Below are 15,388 nucleotides of genomic sequence, written 5' to 3' on the forward strand. Positions count from 1 at the left end.
TTGCAAGATTCTAGCTCAAGCAGTTTCTTTTGCTACATATTAATGGGCTTGTTGGTAGGCATCTCACAACCCCACGCTTTTAGTCGCATCGCTACCGGGTGCGTATCGCTCACCTACGATAGTTATTTTGCTTAAATTTGCATTGATTTCATCAAGCTCAGCCTTACTAAAGCTAATCAGCGAGGCATTAAGATTCTCACCCAAACGCCGTATTTTAGTCGTTTCTGGTATGGGAATGATGAAGTTTCTTTGTGAGAGCAGCCACGCGAGTAAAATTTGCGCGATACTCGCCTTTTTCTCATCACACTTTTAGAATCTGCCACATTTTTGATAAATGTAATCACCTCTTGATTTGCCTCTAAAGTTCAGGGCCAAGACGTGGAAAATCGCTCCGATATCCGTAGCCTTGTCAAAAAGCCTCTATCAAGCGGAGAATACGCCACAAATGCGATATTGAGCTTTTGGTATATATCAAGCACTCCATTAGATTCTAGCTCTCTAAACGCCATAGAATATTGGCTTTGCACCACGCTTAAATGGCGGATTTTATGTGCTCTTTGTATGGTTTGCCGCTGCTCCGCTCAAGCCCCAGCCGCGAATTTTTTCCATTTTGATAAGCTTACTCATAGTCTGTGTAACTTCCTCAATAGGCGTATCTGTATCCACTCTGTGCTGGATATAAATATCGATATAATCGCTTTGTAGTCTTCTTAAATTTCCATCAATGGCTCTAAAAATCGCCTTTTTGCTAGAATCTTGCATTTGTTTGCCAAGTTGCGCTTGATTAATACAGGTGGAAAAGGAGAAACCACGCTATGGTGGCTTTAAGAATAGATAATGGAGGTTTTGGTGCCTACAAATGTGTGAATAGAAGCTGATGAGTTTGTATAATACAGCTGCAAGCTTTGTGAATCAAAGTGTAAGCGGTAGGTGCTTGCAATGATAAGAATGAAGCATTTGCTTATAACAATGATATGTGTTTGAATATTTTAGGGAGTAAGGGAGGTAAGATTCCCTTAATTAGAGAATCTTGTAAAAAATGATGAGGCAAAATTATTTTTGTTCTGCTTCTAGCTCGATTTTTATATTGACATTATCGCTTACCATAGCATTGCCTGTATTGGTGCCAATGCCAAAATCTTTACGATTGAGTTTGCCTTCTAATGTAAGTGCCACTATGTCTTTGTTTGTTTTTGGGTGTTTCACAGGACCATTTAATTCTACATTAAAGGTTACTTGCTTAGTTATACCCCTCATAGTGATATTTGCATCAAGCTTTTTGCCATTATGTTTTACAAGTGTCAATGTAGCTGTAGGAAACTTTTTAGAATCAAAGAAGTCATCAGCATTCAAGTGTTTATCGCGCTTATCGCTATTGGTATTGATAGAAGCGATTTGCACTTCACCATTAAGTGCCTTGATAGTTTTACCATCGATCTCAAGTGCCCCTCTAAACTTATTGAAGCTTCCTTTGACATTGCTCACAGACATATGCTTCACGCTAAAATCCACTGATGAGTGACTCGCATCGACCACATATTCTGTCGCCATAAGCCAAGAGCCACATAGTAATCCAACTGCCGCACAAAATGCTATTTTTCTCATAAATTCTCCTTAAAAATTTTGTTGAAGTTTTGATTCTATCTTTGTAAGACAAATTGAGTATAAATATTACAGGATTTTATATTTTGGGGCAAAACATCAAAATGCAGCCCCCTAGTAATCTCCTCTCATTGGCTCTCATCATATTTTTTTGCCAAGAAAAGCCCCAATAATCCCCACACAAAAGAAATAATTGCCCCGCATAAAAGCACTGCACTCACACTTATTTTTACCAAAGCCCCCTCAATCTGTGCGGAGAGTGCATCGCCGCCACGATACACCACCGTGTCTAAAAAGTTTTTTACTTTATACTTAGCATTAGAATCAAGTGGCACAAAGAGCATTTCGCGCCCGGGCTTGACTAAGGCATATTCACCCACTCTCCTTATACACATCACAATGATGAAAGGCAAAAACGCAGGGTGTGTGAAAGCCAAGATAATAAAACCTATGCTAATCACAAAGCCAAGCATAGATAAAAGCCATTTTAAGCCCAAACATTCAACGATTTTTGCCGTAAAAAAGATTTGGATAATAAAGCTTAGAGTTTGCACGATGAAGTCAATATTCGCAAAGGCAGCCATTCGCGCTTCTTTGGTAGGGAAAAGTGCTTTGATGATACGCGCTTGCTCCATATATAAAAAAGTAGAGACGCTTGTCAGCAGCAAAATAAAGCCCACAAAGGCTAAGAGATATTTGCTTTTAAGGATAATAGCAATGCCACTAAAAGGATTTTTAGAGCCTATGGGGTTTTCAAACCTCGCACAAAAATCCTGCTTTTGTGCCTCATCGTTTAGGAGATGATAAGATTCTCTAAGCAATAGCTTCTCTACAAGGATTGCCAAAAGTAGCAAAGACAAAGCAACAAAAATAAAATGATGAATGCTAATATATTTGCTTAAAATGCTAACGCCTAAACTCCCTAGAATGCTCCCCAAACTCGCCCCAGTAGAGATAATGCCAAAAAGCCTTTTACTCCGCTCTTTGCTAAATACATCAGCAAGCAAACTCCACGCACTTGAGATAATAAAGAGATTAAACACACTCACCCAAATATAAAAAATCCAGCTCAAATATGTAAAGCCCCTACTCTCCTCATCAAGCACAAGCAGAGCGATAAAAAACCCTAGCAGATTCAGCGCAAAGAAGCTAAAAATTATATCCACATAACGCTTTCGATTCATACTTCCGCTTAAAAACATAGCAAAAAGTGAGGCACATATTGTAGCGATAAAAGTCCCTAAAAACAGCCATTTGAGATGTTCCTCTGCGTTGTGAATCCCTAGCGTATCGCGTATAGGACGCAAGGCCGCATAACTTGCAAAGAGTATGAATATAAACAAAGTCGCACATATTAGAATCTTCCATTCATTAGGTTTAAGCGAGAGGATTTTATACACAATATTTTTCATTAGTTAATCCTTTTGTCTTGCATTATGATGAGAGATTTTGTATATCATTAATCGAATACAAATACGCCTTACCTGCGAGTTTTACCCGCTCTTTTTGATATTCACAATACAGCACCCCACCACGTTTTGAAGCTTGGTAGGCAGTGATTTTTGCCCTATTAAGAATCTCGCTCCACAGCGGCACAAGATGACAATGCCCACTTCCACATACAGGGTCTTCTGCCACGCCGTGCTTTGGTGCAAAGGAGCGGCTAACAATATCATATTTGCTACCCTTGCTTGTAATATGCAGCAATTCACCTTGCAAATGCTTAACCTTTGCTATATCAGGGGTAGCATTTATCACTTGATTTTCATCTAAAATACAAACTGAATCCCGCCCCAAATATGCCTTTTGTGGCATATAGCCAATCGCCTCACTCATCTCTTGTGTAACGCTAATAGGCGTGAGTTGAAAACTAGGAAAATCCATTTCAAACAAGGAACCATTTTTATAACCTTTAAAATCCCGCTTTTTGTATGAAAATGGACTGCTTTAGCATGAGATTCTATAATATTCATCACCACAAATGCACTTGCCAAAGTAGCGTGTCCGCATAAATCAATCTCTTTAGCAGGTGTAAACCAACGCAGAGCACAATCTCCGCTGTCTTGCTTAACAATAAATGCCGTTTCTGATAGATTATGCTCAATGGCTATCTTTTGCATAAGTGTATCTTCTAAGAAATCCTCTAGCACACAAATGGCTGCAGGATTCCCACAAAATGGCGTATCACTAAAGGCATCAACTATATAACAACGCATAATGCTCCCTTTTCAGTTATAAATGAGTTATTTTCGCTCCAAAAAGTATAATCAAAATGCCACAGCATACGAACAAAACGCCCACGATATCATATATATTAAAGCTCTGTTTTTCCACGATATAAAGCCATAAAAATGAGCTTGCAATATACACGCCGCCATAAATGGCATACGCCCTCCCTGCAAATTCAAGCTCACCTTTTGTAAGTAGAAAGGCAAAGGCAATCACACAAATCACGCCTAAAATGAGGAAGTAGGGGCTTTTTTGCAGTTTAAATACTGCCCAAAAGCTAAAGCAGCCTAGAATTTCAAAAAAGGCAGCGATAAAAAATACGGCTAATTCTTTTAGCATTTATAAAATCCGCAGGTGGTGCAATAATGACATAATGTATTTAGCTTATGCAATATTTTTGCAAATGTGCTTTGTAATCAGCGATGTAGCGTTCAATTTGCGGGTTTTTCACTACATCATTACACATAAAGGTAGGCAGCACATTCATACCGATAAATTCGTGCGTTTTTCGCAAAGGCAAATACACTATCTCCACGCCCAAACCCTCAAAAAACTCTTCTTTGTCTGTGAAAGCCTCTAACGGGGCATTCCAAGTAACGCTAAACATTACTTTTTTATCCTTTGCTAGTCCACCTCTGCCATAATTCTTGCTAGGATCGACACTGCTTCTGCCATCATTTTGAAAAAGCCGCCCCTCGCCCTCTGTATAGACTTCATCGATATATTTTTTTACAATCCAAGGCACACCCATCCACCACGCAGGAAGTTGATAGATGATAAGATGAGAATCTAAAATCTTTTGTAGCTCTTCTTGTATGATATAGCCACTATTGATATGCGTTTGGATTATTGTAAAGCCATTTTGCTCTAGCAGCTCCTTAGCCACTTCTTGCAACGTATGGCTAAGCTCTGCTTTAGAATCATTAAAAACCTTTGAGCCATTAATCAGTAATGCCTGCATATTGTTCCTTTTTATTTAAATATCTGCCTTGTATTCACTCAGCCATTTTACCATTTTTGGGTCGCGGTGGTCAAAAAAGAGGCTATTTTTATCATCAAGTTTTGCGATTGCTGCCATATCCGCCTCGCTTAAGACAAAGTCAAATATAGAAAAATTCTCTATCATTCGCTCTTTTTTTGTTGTTTTGGGAATGACGATAATATTTCTTTGGACAAGCCATCGCAAAATTACCTGTGCCACGCTTTTATTGTATTGTTTGCCAATTTGAGTAAGTGTGGCATTGCTAAACATATCTTTTCGCCCCTCGCCAAAAGGTGCCCACGATTCCATAGCGACATTGTATTCTTTAAGAATCTCTTGTGCCTCGTGCTGCTGGTGGAAAGGATTGCATTCAATTTGATTGAGTGCGGGGGTGATTTCATTATTGAGGCAAAAATCTGCTAACCTATCGGGGTAAAAATTACTCACGCCAATAGCTTTAATCCTGCCCTCCTTGTAGAGCTTACTCATCGCTCTCCACGCCCCATAGACATCATTATAAGGCTGATGAATGAGATATAAATCCACATAATCAAGCCCTAGTTTTTTAAGTGAAGATTCAAAGGCTTTGGGGGCTTTTGCCTCGCTTACGTGATTTATCCATAGCTTGGTAGTTACAAAAATTTCCTCTCGCTTGATACCACTTGCTTTAATCGCCGCTCCTACCGCCTCTTCATTAAAATAGCTTTGTGCGGTATCGATGCTGCGATAGCCCACTTCTAAGGCATCTTCGACACATCGCTGACATTCTTTAATATCTTCAATTTGATATACGCCATAGCCTAAAATTGGCATTTTCACACCATTGTTTAAAGTAATCATTTGCATAGTTGCTCCTTGTGTGTTTTGAATTGATGATTGTAAGGTTGTGCTCGATTGCGTATGCTTCGAATCTGTATCGCAACCCACTAATATGCTCCCTGCTGCCAATGTCGCTAATGCGCTTGTTTGCAGAAATTCCCGACGTGAAAGGCTCTTACTCTCTTGCATATTGCTCCTTTGAATATAGAATCTGCTTTAAGCAAAAGCATTATAAAACCTACCACTTGGTGTTTGTCAAGGGCTGCATTTCATTTGTTGAAGAAAATTCCAGCGATATGCTATAATGCTCCATAAAAAAGAGGTAAAAAGCAAATGATTGAAGCGTTATGTGCTATTAGTAAGCAATGCTGTCAATGGCGCAGTGCCCAAAACGGGAGAAAGGATAAATAATGAATATTGTAAGATTTATAGCTTTTCTAATGATGATAGCTAGCATAAGCAACGCATTAGAGATGACAAAAAGTCAATATGACTTTGAAACAACAATTAGTAATGCGTATGTCTTTTTGACACAAAAAGACATACCAATATTTGCAGAATTTAATCACGCTAAGAATGCCAAAGATGCCGGTTTGCCGCTTAATCGAACAAAGGTTATAGTTTTTGGGAATCCAAAAGTCGGGACACTTTTAATGCAAGAAAATCAGCAAATAGGGATTGAATTGCCATTGAAGATTATTGTATGGGAAGATTCAGGGCATAATGTATTTGTAGCTTCTACTGATATTAACGAAATTGCAAAGCGATACGGGATTACCAATAGAGCTATTGTTGATAACATTGCTCAACTTCTAGCAAACATCATTCATTACTCTACGAAGCAACGCGCCCATTAGGATATTGCAATGTAATGCATTCCCCGTATTATATCTATATTATAATGTCCCATAAAAAAGGGCAAATAAAGGGATAATATGACATATGAAGAAATCAAAAAGCTTACCCATAAAGAAATGGATATTTTGCAAAATGAGCTATGGGAGCTTATCTCTAATAATCAAGTGGATAAAGTAAAAATATTTTTAAAAGATTTTGCCATCGATGAGAGTTTTTATGCACCGACCTTTGATGAGGAGCAAGAGCCACTCTTTAATGCCGCACATTGCCTTGAAAAAGCAGCCCTAGTTTATGAGCAAAGCGGGAATTTTGATATGTTAGAGTGTCTTTTTCGCTATGGGCTTAAGGCGAGTGATAATGATGGCTTTCGCAATGTGTTGCAATATTATTGCGATGGGGGCGGCAGAGATGAGAGGCTGATTGCTTATCTTTTGGCTAAAGGGGCAACTTTTGAGGCTTTGGGTAAAGATGGCTTAAATATTTTGCACCACTGGGCGTATAAGCAAGAGGCAGAAAAACTCGCCCTCGCTCACCATTTTGGGGCGGATATGGAGAGCAAAAGTGCCGTGAAAGGCTGCGAGGGGCAAACTCCTCTCATGTATGCGGCAAAATCTGATGTAGCACCTATTGGCAAGGCAATGGCAATGCTTATCAAGCTTGGCGCAAATATCCACGCGCTAGATTCTCAAAACCGCAGTGTGCTTGATGTCGCTTTGGAATCGAATAAAAGCATATTGCAAGGCAAGGGTTGAGAATTCTGTTATAAAAGATTGTGTTATGGGCATATACTAAAAATAACACAAGCCATAATGCTAACAATAGCATTGATGAGAGCAAGAAAATTATACAAACTAAAGATTTTCAATCCATTGTTAGCTTTATTTGGAATGTGGCAGATGATATTTTGCGCGATATGTATGTCAAGGGCACAAATACCACGATGTGATTTTGCCTATGACGATTGTCCGCAGGTTTGATGTCATCCTAAAGTCTAGGGTTTCTAAAACAGGTGAGGGCAGACTTGCATTAAGCGGAATAAATAGCTATGAGGGTACTACAAGAGTAGTGCAAGGGGAGCTTGAGCTTACAAACTCTGGTAAACTCACACAGAGTAATGCCTATGCCGAGCGAAGCGGCATATTTGTGCCTACAGGCGGGGAGATAAGCCATAATGCCTATGCTATAAATGGCAGCACAATCACACTTAATGTAAGCAGCACAAGCAGCTCCATACTTACAACTGATAAGGTAGGCGGGATTTTGCTAGGTCAGGGGAGCATTAGCAATGCAAATAAAAAATATTAGCGGTGGGATACTAGAATTTTCTATAATGGAGATGCGCGATTAAAGAGCGGGGTAAAGCACATAGCTTGATTTTAGACACATTAAATAGCTATGCAGATAAATTTGATAGTATAAAAACTAAATCAAGCAATATGCTTCATTTTAGTTATGATTCTAACACACAGCGGCTTGTCTCTACTCTTAAAGGCAATACCTTTCAAATGCCCTGCCTATAGAGTATGGCGAATATTTTGGGAATCTTGATGTCGTAAGTGCAGGGGTGTATCAAGCTGGGATAGATAGCATTGCAGAAAATGTTGCTTTGCCCATTTTTGACAACATTAGTAGCAAGATGTCTCATTTAAGGGCTTTGCTACTTATTCATTTAGGCAGAATTTTAATCTCAATACGTAGTTTTTATAGTGGGTTAACCGCTCAATCGCGTCTCAATCAGTATTTTGCAAGACTTGGCTTAAGCAATGCAATGGGCGCGGATTATTATTTGATAAACACAAGCCTTACCTTAGGTATGGAGTTTTGAGGATGAGGGTATAGGGATTTGATAATATTCTCACAAAAGGGAAGCTTGCTAAGGATAGCGATAAAGAGACTAAGCATAACTGCGTTATGGCTGATTCTATGCCCCTATAATTTAAGTAACGCGTAGTTATGAGCACATCGCTTTTCATAGATTTTTGCGATTCAAAGTCTTATGGAGTTTAAAGATAGACACTTTTTCGCACTGAATGCTACTATCTAATTTAAAGTATTTTAATGATATAAAGCAAAAGTGATTTTGATAGCTTAAAATATGGCAAAGGAGTAAAAATGCAAAAAATCGCTATTCCTTGCGTGATTCTCGCAGGGGGGAAAAGCTCACGTTTGGGTAAGGACAAGACACAGATTCCATTGGGCGGATATTCGCTTAGCCAATGGGTATTTATGCGTTTAAGAGAGATAAGCGATGATGTCTATATCAGCACGAAGCAGCGGGATAAATTTTGCTTTGATGCGCCATTTCTGGTAGAAAAAGACCCCATTTATGCCCCAATCGTGGGTATGATTAATGCTTTTAATACCCTCAAAGCGCAAGAATTGCTTTTCATTAGCGTAGATACGCCATTTATTACTGCTCATACTTTGCATAAAATTGCTACTTCAAGCGCAGCTATCGCGTATGCTAAAAGCACGGATAAGGCGCATTATCTTATTTCAAAATGGCATATCTCCTTGCTTGATGCGCTCCTTTGGGCATATAAGTCTAAAATGTATGCCCTGCACCGCATTATAGAATCCCACCCAAGTGAAGGCATTACTGCCACAGATGAGGAATGCTTCAATATCAACACAATGACAGATTACACACAAGCCTTGCGTGTTTTGGAAACATTGCAAAATAAGGGCTAGGATTAGCAAATGGCAGATGATGAAGAAAAGACTCAAGCCCCGAGTGCCCATAAGATTCAAAAGGCTAGAGAGGAGGGGAATGTAAGCAAGAGTCCAGAACTTGCTGGATTTTTTGTTTTACTTGTGGGCTTGGGGCTGATGTTTTTACTCATACCCTTTTGGGTAGAGGGAGCGCAAAAAATTTTTGTGTATGTGAATACATTAATTATGCTTGATGTAGATCGCCATTTGTTGGAAAATCTTATGCTAAGCATTGTTTTTGAGGTATTTGTTATGTTAGCACCGATTTTTATTGCACTGATGATTACAGGTGTGCTTGCTAATATTGCACAATTTGGGCTTTTGCTTTCCCCTAAAGCTATTAAACCTAAGCTCTCTAAGCTTAATCCTATTAGCGGGATTAAAAATGTTATTTCACTTAAAAAAATGCTTGATGGCTTTATGATTACTCTAAAGGTATTTGTTGCCTTTATTGTAGGATTTACGGTGTTTGTGAGCTTTTTTAACGAATTGCCAAGTGTCTCTATGTCAGGGCTTTATTCGCAGATTCTGTGGTTTAGACAAAAGGCATTGATTCTCATTGGTGTATTGCTGATTTTATTTTTTGTGATGGCAACAAGTGACTATCTTATCAAAAGGTATCAATATACCAAAAGCCTGAGAATGAGTATTAGAGAAGTTAAGGATGAGTATAAGCAATATGAGCAAAGCCCAGAGATTAAGGCAAAGATTCGCAAAATGCAGCAAAAACTCGCACAAAGTCGTATGATGCAAGAAATTCCCACCGCTTCAGTGGTGATTACTAACCCTACACATTATGCGGTGGCATTGCGATACGGAGAAGAAGAGCTAAAACTAGGCAAAGCCCCTGTGCTTGTAGCAAAAGGTATAGATGAACTCGCTATACGCATTAAAAGCATCGCTAGGGAATATGGTATTAGAATTATTGAGAATCCACCTCTTGCACGAGCTATTTATCGGCAATTAGATTTAAATCAAAGCATTCCGCCTGAACTTTTTGGCGCAGTCGTGCAGGTATTGGGCGAAGTGGCGTATCTTGATGCGTTAGAGGGTAAAGAGGGCTTAAGCAAAATACTTCAGGCAGCAAACGATAAAGCTTCATCACGCGCATAGGACTTTTAAGCATTTTGGTGTATAAGGGAGTGATTTGTGCTATAATTGAGGGCTATTTTTTGCTTAAATAAGGTTTTTGCTATGGATAATAAGCGATTAATCGTAGTGAGTGTAGGTATAGTCATACTTATAGTTGTAGGCATCATTGCTTTTAGTTCAATTATGTTTGAGACAAAAGCCCCACAGTTTAGCAATCAAGTGCCTACGCATTGGAATCTCAATGATGAAATCTTTGTAGAATTTAGCGATGAGAGCGGTATTCGCGATTATCGCGTGCAAATGGTTTTTGATGGAGAGATATTGAGCGACCAAAAAGAAATAGTCTTAAATAAGCCAAAAACGATTAGAATCCCGCTTCCTAAGTCTTCTACTCCTCTTAAAAATGGCACGTCTATTCAGTATAAGATTTCTGTAACCGATTGGAGCAATGCACATTTTTTTAGCGGCAATACAGCCAATATTGAATTGAGCTTAGTCGTTGATACTACTGCTCCTGTGGTAAAAAATATCGCCTCATCGGGTCAAATTGTGCGTGGAGGCAGTGCTGTAGTAGCTGTGCAAGCCAAAGATATGGCATTAGATAATGTGTATATCAGTAATGGGACAGATAATTTTAAACTCTTTTCATATCTCAATAATGATATTTATGTGGGAATCATTGCTTGGCCATTAAAAAATAAATTTTTTAGCGCACAGGTTGTTGCTAAAGACAAGGCGGGAAATATTACTAAATATAATTTACCTATCGCGCGCAATATAAATGCTCCCTATTATCGCTCTAATATCGCTATTAAAGAGGATTTTCTCAATGGCAAACTCAATGAACTCCTCGCACAAATCAATCAAAAGCATTTAAAGCCTTTTGAAAACAATGTAGAACGATTTGTATTTTTTAATGAAACCATCAGGCAAGAAGATGAGAGTAGAATCTTAAAGGCGTGTAGTGATTTAAATTCAAATATTAGCTTCGCAGAGGATTTTCACGCATTTATGCCACTTAAAGGCTCAAAGGTGGTGGGTAATTTTGGCGATTATCGCACCTATTTTTTAAATAAAGAAAAAATCAGTGAAGCGGTGCATTTAGGCATAGATGTGGCAAGTGTGAAAAATGCGCCCATTATTGCAAGCAATAAGGGAGTGGTGCTTTTAAAAAGTCATTTAGGACTTTATGGCAATACCTTGCTGCTGTATCACGGCTTTGGTGTATCCTCGATTTACTCACATATGCAGGAGAGCTATGTGGAGGTGAGCGATGAAGTGAGTGTGGGACAGGAACTTGGCAAGACAGGGCAGACAGGCTGGGCGTTTGGAGACCATTTACATTTTGGAATCTTGGTACAAGGGCATTTTGTGCGCTTGAATGAATGGTTTGACCAAAGGTGGATTGATGATAATGTTATTAATGTGCTTAAGAAAGCGCAAGATTTTGCTAAGAATACGCCTTAATCTATACCAAAAAGTAAAGTGATGATAAAGACGCGTCAGCATACCATAAGGCTATTTGAATTTGAAGAAAATGTTGATAGTGAGGAATGTATCATTTTTATTGAGAAGCATTTGCCCCTTTTGCAGCACCATATCCTTGGCTTTAGAGGTGAGATAAGTGAAAAATTATCGACTTTTTTACAAACGCATAATTTGAGCTTCGCACTCTTGAGTGGCACAATACATACATATTCTGCAAAATTCCGCTCTGCTGGTACGAATGCGCTTCAAACAAAACATAAAGCAGAGGAAAAACTCCCAAAAGATGAGCCACAAAATTTGTCCCGCACACTTTGGGTAAAAAAAGTCGTGCGAAGCGGAGAGGAGATAGCTCATAGGGGCGATGTGGTGATAGAATCTCAAGTCAATAGTGGCGCACATATTTTCGCCGAGGGGAATTTATTTCTGCTCGGAGAGTGTAGTGGGAGCATAGAGGCAAGGGGGGAATTTATCATTTGTAAGAAGATTTTTGCCCCTGCTATTTTGTTTCAAGATATACTGCTTGACGCAGAGATTTTACAGAAAATTAACCAAAGTAGCGCATTATTCAAGATAATTTTTAAAAAAGACGATAATGTGGCGATAAAGGATTTGAAATGAAGCAAAAGACGATTGAAAAGCGAGTTGAAATTGTGGGGATTGGGCTGCATAAGGGTGTGCCGGTAAAAATGATTCTTGAGCCTTTGGAAGCAAATAGCGGGATTGTATTTTATCGCAGTGATTTGGGCGTAAGCATTGAACTCAAGCCTGAAAATGTGGTAGATACGACAATGGCAACCGTGCTTGGCAAGGGCAAAGTGCGGGTTTCCACTATCGAACATTTTTTATCTGCAATCGCAGCCTATGGGATTGATAATTTAAGAATCTGCCTTGATAATGAAGAAGTACCTATTATGGACGGAAGTGCGATAGGCTATTGTATGCTCCTTGAGGAGGCGGGGATTTGTGTGCAAAATGCAAATAAAAAGGCTATTGCTATTAGAAAGCCTATCGAGATTGTAGAAGCGCAAAAGTTTGTCCGCGTAGAGCCAAGCGAAAAGATGATTTTTGACTTTAGCATCGATTTTGACCACCCCGCTATCCGCAATCAGCAGTATAAATTTACTTTTTCTACAAAGGCTTACAAGGAGGAAATCGCACGGGCTAGAACTTTTGGTTTTTTGCACGAGGTGAATTATTTGCGCTCTAAAGGCTTGGCAAAGGGCGGGGATTTGAGTAATTGTATCGTGCTTGATGAAAGTGGGATTTTGAATAAAGAGGGGTTGCGTTATAAAGAGGAGTTTGTGCGGCATAAGATTTTGGATGCCATTGGCGATATGGCATTGCTTGGTATGCCACTGCTTGGGACATATATATCTTTTGCAGGAAGCCACAAGCTTAATCACTTCCTTACTAAACAGCTTTTAAGCGATGAAAAAGCCTATGAAATTATTAATCTTGAAGATAAGGCAGAGGAGGAAAACCTCGAATACGCTTATGAGACACATTGATATTGTTCTAGTGAGTGTGAATAGCCCTATATTGTGCGGCTTGTATGAAAATAATATATTATTTGAATCTCTGCAAAGTGATGAGCCTCTTCTCATAGGGCTACCTCGCCTTTTTGAATCTTTGCTCCCCACCGCAGAGCAAAACCCTGCCTATAAAGATACAAAAATAGAATCTATCTATTATGCTAATGGTCCGGGGAGCTTTAGCGCATTGAAGCTTATACATATTTTTCTGCATACATTGCAAAGTATATATAAAATAGGGCTTTTTGCCACTTCGAGCTTTTATTTTACACAAAGTGCATATATCAAAGCTTTTGGGACAAGTTATTTTTATATCAATCCCCAAGGTGAAATCGCTCTCAAACAAAACTTAGAATCTCAACCTCAAGAGATAGAATTTGCTCTCCCTCAAATACTTGATACATCTGCTTTTACGGCCTTCACACAGCCACTTTATATATTGCCTCCAGTATAGGCAATATAAACTTTTCAAAATAAATAGAATGAAACAAAAAGAATTTTGTATCCTTAATATTTTGGGAGGTGCATTAGATTTGGGTTTTGAGAAAACTCCGCTAATGCTTATTTTTTAAGATTATCCACTTTTCACTTAGGGGGTAAAGCTCTTTGATGGATTGTTTCCCCACACTTTTGGGTATTTAAGATAAGATGTGCCAACTTTTCATCATCTTGTATTTTTGATTTAAAGACTAAAATCTAGCCTTGCATTCTTTTCTCACGTAAAGCTTTGTTTGCATTGCTTCTATTGCTTGTTTAAATTTAGCATAATAATGTAAAATGCCACAAATTATTCGTTGTTAAGGAGCAACTATGGGAATTGAAAAATTTAAATTATTTGTTGATGAGTATCAAAAGAAGGCAGATTATAAAGCACCTTTGGGCTTTGGTATTGCGCGGGTGGAGATTGGCAAAAAATCTAAGGCTGTGCTGTGTGCGACTTATCCCACTCTTAACTGGCAAGGGGAGAATCTGGGCACCTATGCCGTGCTGTGTGAAAGCGCACAGGAGGCGGAGCTCATAGCGCAAAGTGAAAATGAAGCGGTATATGGGATTACAAATGCGTTTGTAGCAAAGGCATTGGAGTTATATGCGCCATTTTTAAGCGAGGCGTTGGGAGATTCGCAAACACATAAAAATATTCAAGTGATTTTAGAGCTTAAAAAACAAATGGAAAAGGGCAAACTCAAAACAAAAGGCGGTAGAAGCCGCTATCGCTTTTGTATTCTCTATAAAGACACAAAATGCGAGAGTGTGGAATCTGCTTATCTCAAGCTTTTGGCTCTCTCTTTGGGTAAAGCCCCTTTGCGTTCCTTGCAGCTTGATGGAATCTTTGGATTATTGCAAAATGTCGCGTGGAGCGGGAATAAGCCCTATGAGCTTGATTGGTTACGAGAAAATGAAGTGCGGCTAAAGATGGAGGGGGAGTTCCCGCATATTGACTTTGTGGATAAATTTCCGCGATACCTTATGCAAGTCATTCCACAATATGATAATATCCGCCTTTTAGATGCTGCAAAAACGCGATTTGGCGCATATCTAGGCGCAGGTGGCTATACGCAAATGCCCGGGGCAAGTTATGTGAATTTTAACGCAGGGGCGCTTGGGGCTTGTATGAATGAGGGACGTATTAGCTCAAGCGTGATTGTGGGTGAAGGCACAGATATAGGCGGCGGTGCAAGTATTTTGGGTGTGTTAAGCGGGGGAAATAGTGAGCCTATTAGCATTGGTAAAAACTGCCTTCTGGGTGTGAATAGCGCAACAGGCATTAGCTTGGGTGATGGGTGTATTGTCGATGGGGGGATTGCAGTGCTAGCTGGCGGGGTGTTTTATATCAATGAAGAGGAAGCGCGTAAAATTGCTGAAATCAATGATACCTTTGTGATTAAAGAAAGCAATCTCTATAAGGGCAAAGAACTCTCGGGTAAACACGGCATTCACTTCCGCTGCGATAGTCAAAGCGGCAAGATGATAGCCTTTAGAAGCAATCGTAAAATAGAGCTTAATGCGGCTTTGCATTAAATAATAGAGTAAGGTGGCATTGTTTTTGCTTTTGCAGTTGGTAGCTATGAGGCAA

Annotated in this window: 21 protein-coding genes and 1 pseudogene; 13 read left to right on the forward strand and 9 right to left on the reverse strand. The window is 39.3% G+C overall.

Translation table 11 applies throughout. From position 1 onward, the window contains the following. Positions 1-63 precede the first annotated feature (63 nt). The 9 genes and pseudogenes from V3I05_RS05495 to V3I05_RS05540 all read right to left on the reverse strand — a co-directional run bounded on the left by V3I05_RS05495 (position 64) and on the right by V3I05_RS05540 (position 5,821). A complete protein-coding gene (locus V3I05_RS05495; RefSeq protein WP_343354254.1) occupies positions 64-285 on the reverse strand; it encodes an aldo/keto reductase in 222 nt (73 codons plus the stop codon). Between the two features lie 80 nt (positions 286-365). Then, positions 366-762 (reverse strand): annotated as a pseudogene (locus V3I05_RS10655) (aldo/keto reductase). A 291-nt stretch (positions 763-1,053) separates the two neighbouring features. Beyond that, positions 1,054-1,605: a YceI family protein gene (locus V3I05_RS05510; protein ID WP_295700211.1), complete on the reverse strand. Its 552-nt coding sequence runs from the start codon at positions 1,603-1,605 to the stop codon at positions 1,054-1,056. A gap of 125 nt (positions 1,606-1,730) precedes the next feature. After that, positions 1,731-3,014 carry an NTP/NDP exchange transporter gene (locus V3I05_RS05515; protein WP_343352901.1) on the reverse strand — a complete coding sequence of 428 codons (1,284 nt, stop codon included), beginning with the start codon at positions 3,012-3,014 and terminating at the stop codon, positions 1,731-1,733. 22 nt (positions 3,015-3,036) lie between these two features. After that, complete coding sequence (locus V3I05_RS05520) at positions 3,037-3,486, reverse strand: PhzF family phenazine biosynthesis protein (RefSeq protein ID WP_300450516.1); 450 nt, start codon at positions 3,484-3,486, stop codon at positions 3,037-3,039. Then, a complete protein-coding gene (locus V3I05_RS05525; protein ID WP_300447149.1) occupies positions 3,435-3,818 on the reverse strand; it encodes a PhzF family phenazine biosynthesis protein in 384 nt (127 codons plus the stop codon). The genes V3I05_RS05520 and V3I05_RS05525 overlap by 52 nt, the downstream gene beginning before the upstream one ends. A 16-nt stretch (positions 3,819-3,834) precedes the next feature. Further along, positions 3,835-4,170: a YnfA family protein gene (locus V3I05_RS05530; RefSeq protein WP_300450522.1), complete on the reverse strand. Its 336-nt coding sequence runs from the start codon at positions 4,168-4,170 to the stop codon at positions 3,835-3,837. A gap of 40 nt (positions 4,171-4,210) precedes the next feature. Beyond that, entirely contained in the window at positions 4,211-4,792 is a 582-nt protein-coding gene (locus V3I05_RS05535) for an NAD(P)H-dependent oxidoreductase (RefSeq protein ID WP_295700203.1), read from the reverse strand. 15 nt (positions 4,793-4,807) lie between these two features. Continuing rightward, complete coding sequence (locus V3I05_RS05540) at positions 4,808-5,821, reverse strand: aldo/keto reductase (RefSeq protein WP_343352903.1); 1,014 nt, start codon at positions 5,819-5,821, stop codon at positions 4,808-4,810. Positions 5,822-6,042: 221 nt separating this feature from the next. Between V3I05_RS05540 and V3I05_RS05545 the strand changes: the two genes are divergently transcribed. The 13 genes from V3I05_RS05545 to V3I05_RS05605 all read left to right on the forward strand — a co-directional run bounded on the left by V3I05_RS05545 (position 6,043) and on the right by V3I05_RS05605 (position 15,333). Beyond that, positions 6,043-6,489: a DUF302 domain-containing protein gene (locus tag V3I05_RS05545; RefSeq protein ID WP_295700196.1), complete on the forward strand. Its 447-nt coding sequence runs from the start codon at positions 6,043-6,045 to the stop codon at positions 6,487-6,489. 78 nt (positions 6,490-6,567) lie between these two features. Continuing rightward, positions 6,568-7,242, forward strand: coding sequence for a hypothetical protein (locus V3I05_RS05550; protein ID WP_300447151.1), 675 nt, complete (start codon positions 6,568-6,570; stop codon positions 7,240-7,242). Positions 7,243-7,262: 20 nt separating this feature from the next. Then, positions 7,263-7,436: a hypothetical protein gene (locus V3I05_RS10660; RefSeq protein ID WP_416372906.1), complete on the forward strand. Its 174-nt coding sequence runs from the start codon at positions 7,263-7,265 to the stop codon at positions 7,434-7,436. Beyond that, positions 7,433-7,795, forward strand: a complete 363-nt coding sequence (locus V3I05_RS05560; protein ID WP_425531734.1) for an autotransporter-associated beta strand repeat-containing protein — start codon at positions 7,433-7,435, stop codon at positions 7,793-7,795. The genes V3I05_RS10660 and V3I05_RS05560 overlap by 4 nt, the downstream gene beginning before the upstream one ends. A gap of 65 nt (positions 7,796-7,860) precedes the next feature. Next, positions 7,861-8,010, forward strand: coding sequence for a hypothetical protein (locus V3I05_RS05565; protein WP_295700192.1), 150 nt, complete (start codon positions 7,861-7,863; stop codon positions 8,008-8,010). 134 nt (positions 8,011-8,144) lie between these two features. Next, on the forward strand, positions 8,145-8,315 hold the full coding sequence (locus V3I05_RS05570; protein ID WP_300856185.1) for a hypothetical protein: 171 nt from the start codon (positions 8,145-8,147) through the stop codon (positions 8,313-8,315). A 287-nt stretch (positions 8,316-8,602) separates the two neighbouring features. Further along, a complete protein-coding gene (mobA, locus tag V3I05_RS05575; protein WP_295700190.1) occupies positions 8,603-9,181 on the forward strand; it encodes a molybdenum cofactor guanylyltransferase MobA in 579 nt (192 codons plus the stop codon). A gap of 9 nt (positions 9,182-9,190) precedes the next feature. Continuing rightward, positions 9,191-10,315, forward strand: coding sequence for a flagellar biosynthesis protein FlhB (flhB, locus tag V3I05_RS05580; RefSeq protein WP_300447153.1), 1,125 nt, complete (start codon positions 9,191-9,193; stop codon positions 10,313-10,315). Between the two features lie 81 nt (positions 10,316-10,396). Further along, positions 10,397-11,761 carry a M23 family metallopeptidase gene (locus V3I05_RS05585; RefSeq protein WP_295700187.1) on the forward strand — a complete coding sequence of 455 codons (1,365 nt, stop codon included), beginning with the start codon at positions 10,397-10,399 and terminating at the stop codon, positions 11,759-11,761. Between the two features lie 21 nt (positions 11,762-11,782). Next, positions 11,783-12,400: a septum site-determining protein MinC gene (locus tag V3I05_RS05590; protein WP_295700185.1), complete on the forward strand. Its 618-nt coding sequence runs from the start codon at positions 11,783-11,785 to the stop codon at positions 12,398-12,400. Beyond that, complete coding sequence (lpxC, locus tag V3I05_RS05595) at positions 12,397-13,290, forward strand: UDP-3-O-acyl-N-acetylglucosamine deacetylase (protein ID WP_295700183.1); 894 nt, start codon at positions 12,397-12,399, stop codon at positions 13,288-13,290. Before V3I05_RS05590 ends, lpxC begins: the two co-directional genes overlap by 4 nt. Beyond that, positions 13,277-13,768, forward strand: coding sequence for a hypothetical protein (locus V3I05_RS05600; RefSeq protein ID WP_295700181.1), 492 nt, complete (start codon positions 13,277-13,279; stop codon positions 13,766-13,768). Before lpxC ends, V3I05_RS05600 begins: the two co-directional genes overlap by 14 nt. 356 nt (positions 13,769-14,124) lie before the next feature. Then, on the forward strand, positions 14,125-15,333 hold the full coding sequence (locus tag V3I05_RS05605) for a 2,3,4,5-tetrahydropyridine-2,6-carboxylate N-succinyltransferase (RefSeq protein WP_300447154.1): 1,209 nt from the start codon (positions 14,125-14,127) through the stop codon (positions 15,331-15,333). The last annotated feature ends 55 nt before the right edge of the window (positions 15,334-15,388 follow it).

The sequence above is a fragment of the Helicobacter mastomyrinus genome (assembly GCF_039555295.1).
In the GTDB taxonomy this organism is placed as follows: Bacteria; Campylobacterota; Campylobacteria; order Campylobacterales; family Helicobacteraceae; genus Helicobacter_C; species Helicobacter_C mastomyrinus.

Coding starts and splice junctions, on each gene's coding strand:
- V3I05_RS05520 (WP_300450516.1), bottom strand. CDS start 3,486: ATGGATTTTCCTAGTTTTCAACTCACGCCTATTAGCGTTACACAAGAG.
- lpxC (WP_295700183.1), top strand. CDS start 12,397: ATGAAGCAAAAGACGATTGAAAAGCGAGTTGAAATTGTGGGGATTGGG.
- mobA (WP_295700190.1), top strand. CDS start 8,603: ATGCAAAAAATCGCTATTCCTTGCGTGATTCTCGCAGGGGGGAAAAGC.
- V3I05_RS05515 (WP_343352901.1), bottom strand. CDS start 3,014: ATGAAAAATATTGTGTATAAAATCCTCTCGCTTAAACCTAATGAATGG.
- V3I05_RS05605 (WP_300447154.1), top strand. CDS start 14,125: ATGGGAATTGAAAAATTTAAATTATTTGTTGATGAGTATCAAAAGAAG.
- V3I05_RS05600 (WP_295700181.1), top strand. CDS start 13,277: ATGAGACACATTGATATTGTTCTAGTGAGTGTGAATAGCCCTATATTG.
- V3I05_RS05545 (WP_295700196.1), top strand. CDS start 6,043: ATGAATATTGTAAGATTTATAGCTTTTCTAATGATGATAGCTAGCATA.
- V3I05_RS05510 (WP_295700211.1), bottom strand. CDS start 1,605: ATGAGAAAAATAGCATTTTGTGCGGCAGTTGGATTACTATGTGGCTCT.
- V3I05_RS05535 (WP_295700203.1), bottom strand. CDS start 4,792: ATGCAGGCATTACTGATTAATGGCTCAAAGGTTTTTAATGATTCTAAA.
- V3I05_RS05550 (WP_300447151.1), top strand. CDS start 6,568: ATGACATATGAAGAAATCAAAAAGCTTACCCATAAAGAAATGGATATT.
- V3I05_RS05525 (WP_300447149.1), bottom strand. CDS start 3,818: ATGCGTTGTTATATAGTTGATGCCTTTAGTGATACGCCATTTTGTGGG.
- V3I05_RS05590 (WP_295700185.1), top strand. CDS start 11,783: ATGATAAAGACGCGTCAGCATACCATAAGGCTATTTGAATTTGAAGAA.
- V3I05_RS05530 (WP_300450522.1), bottom strand. CDS start 4,170: ATGCTAAAAGAATTAGCCGTATTTTTTATCGCTGCCTTTTTTGAAATT.
- flhB (WP_300447153.1), top strand. CDS start 9,191: ATGGCAGATGATGAAGAAAAGACTCAAGCCCCGAGTGCCCATAAGATT.
- V3I05_RS05585 (WP_295700187.1), top strand. CDS start 10,397: ATGGATAATAAGCGATTAATCGTAGTGAGTGTAGGTATAGTCATACTT.
- V3I05_RS05540 (WP_343352903.1), bottom strand. CDS start 5,821: ATGCAAGAGAGTAAGAGCCTTTCACGTCGGGAATTTCTGCAAACAAGC.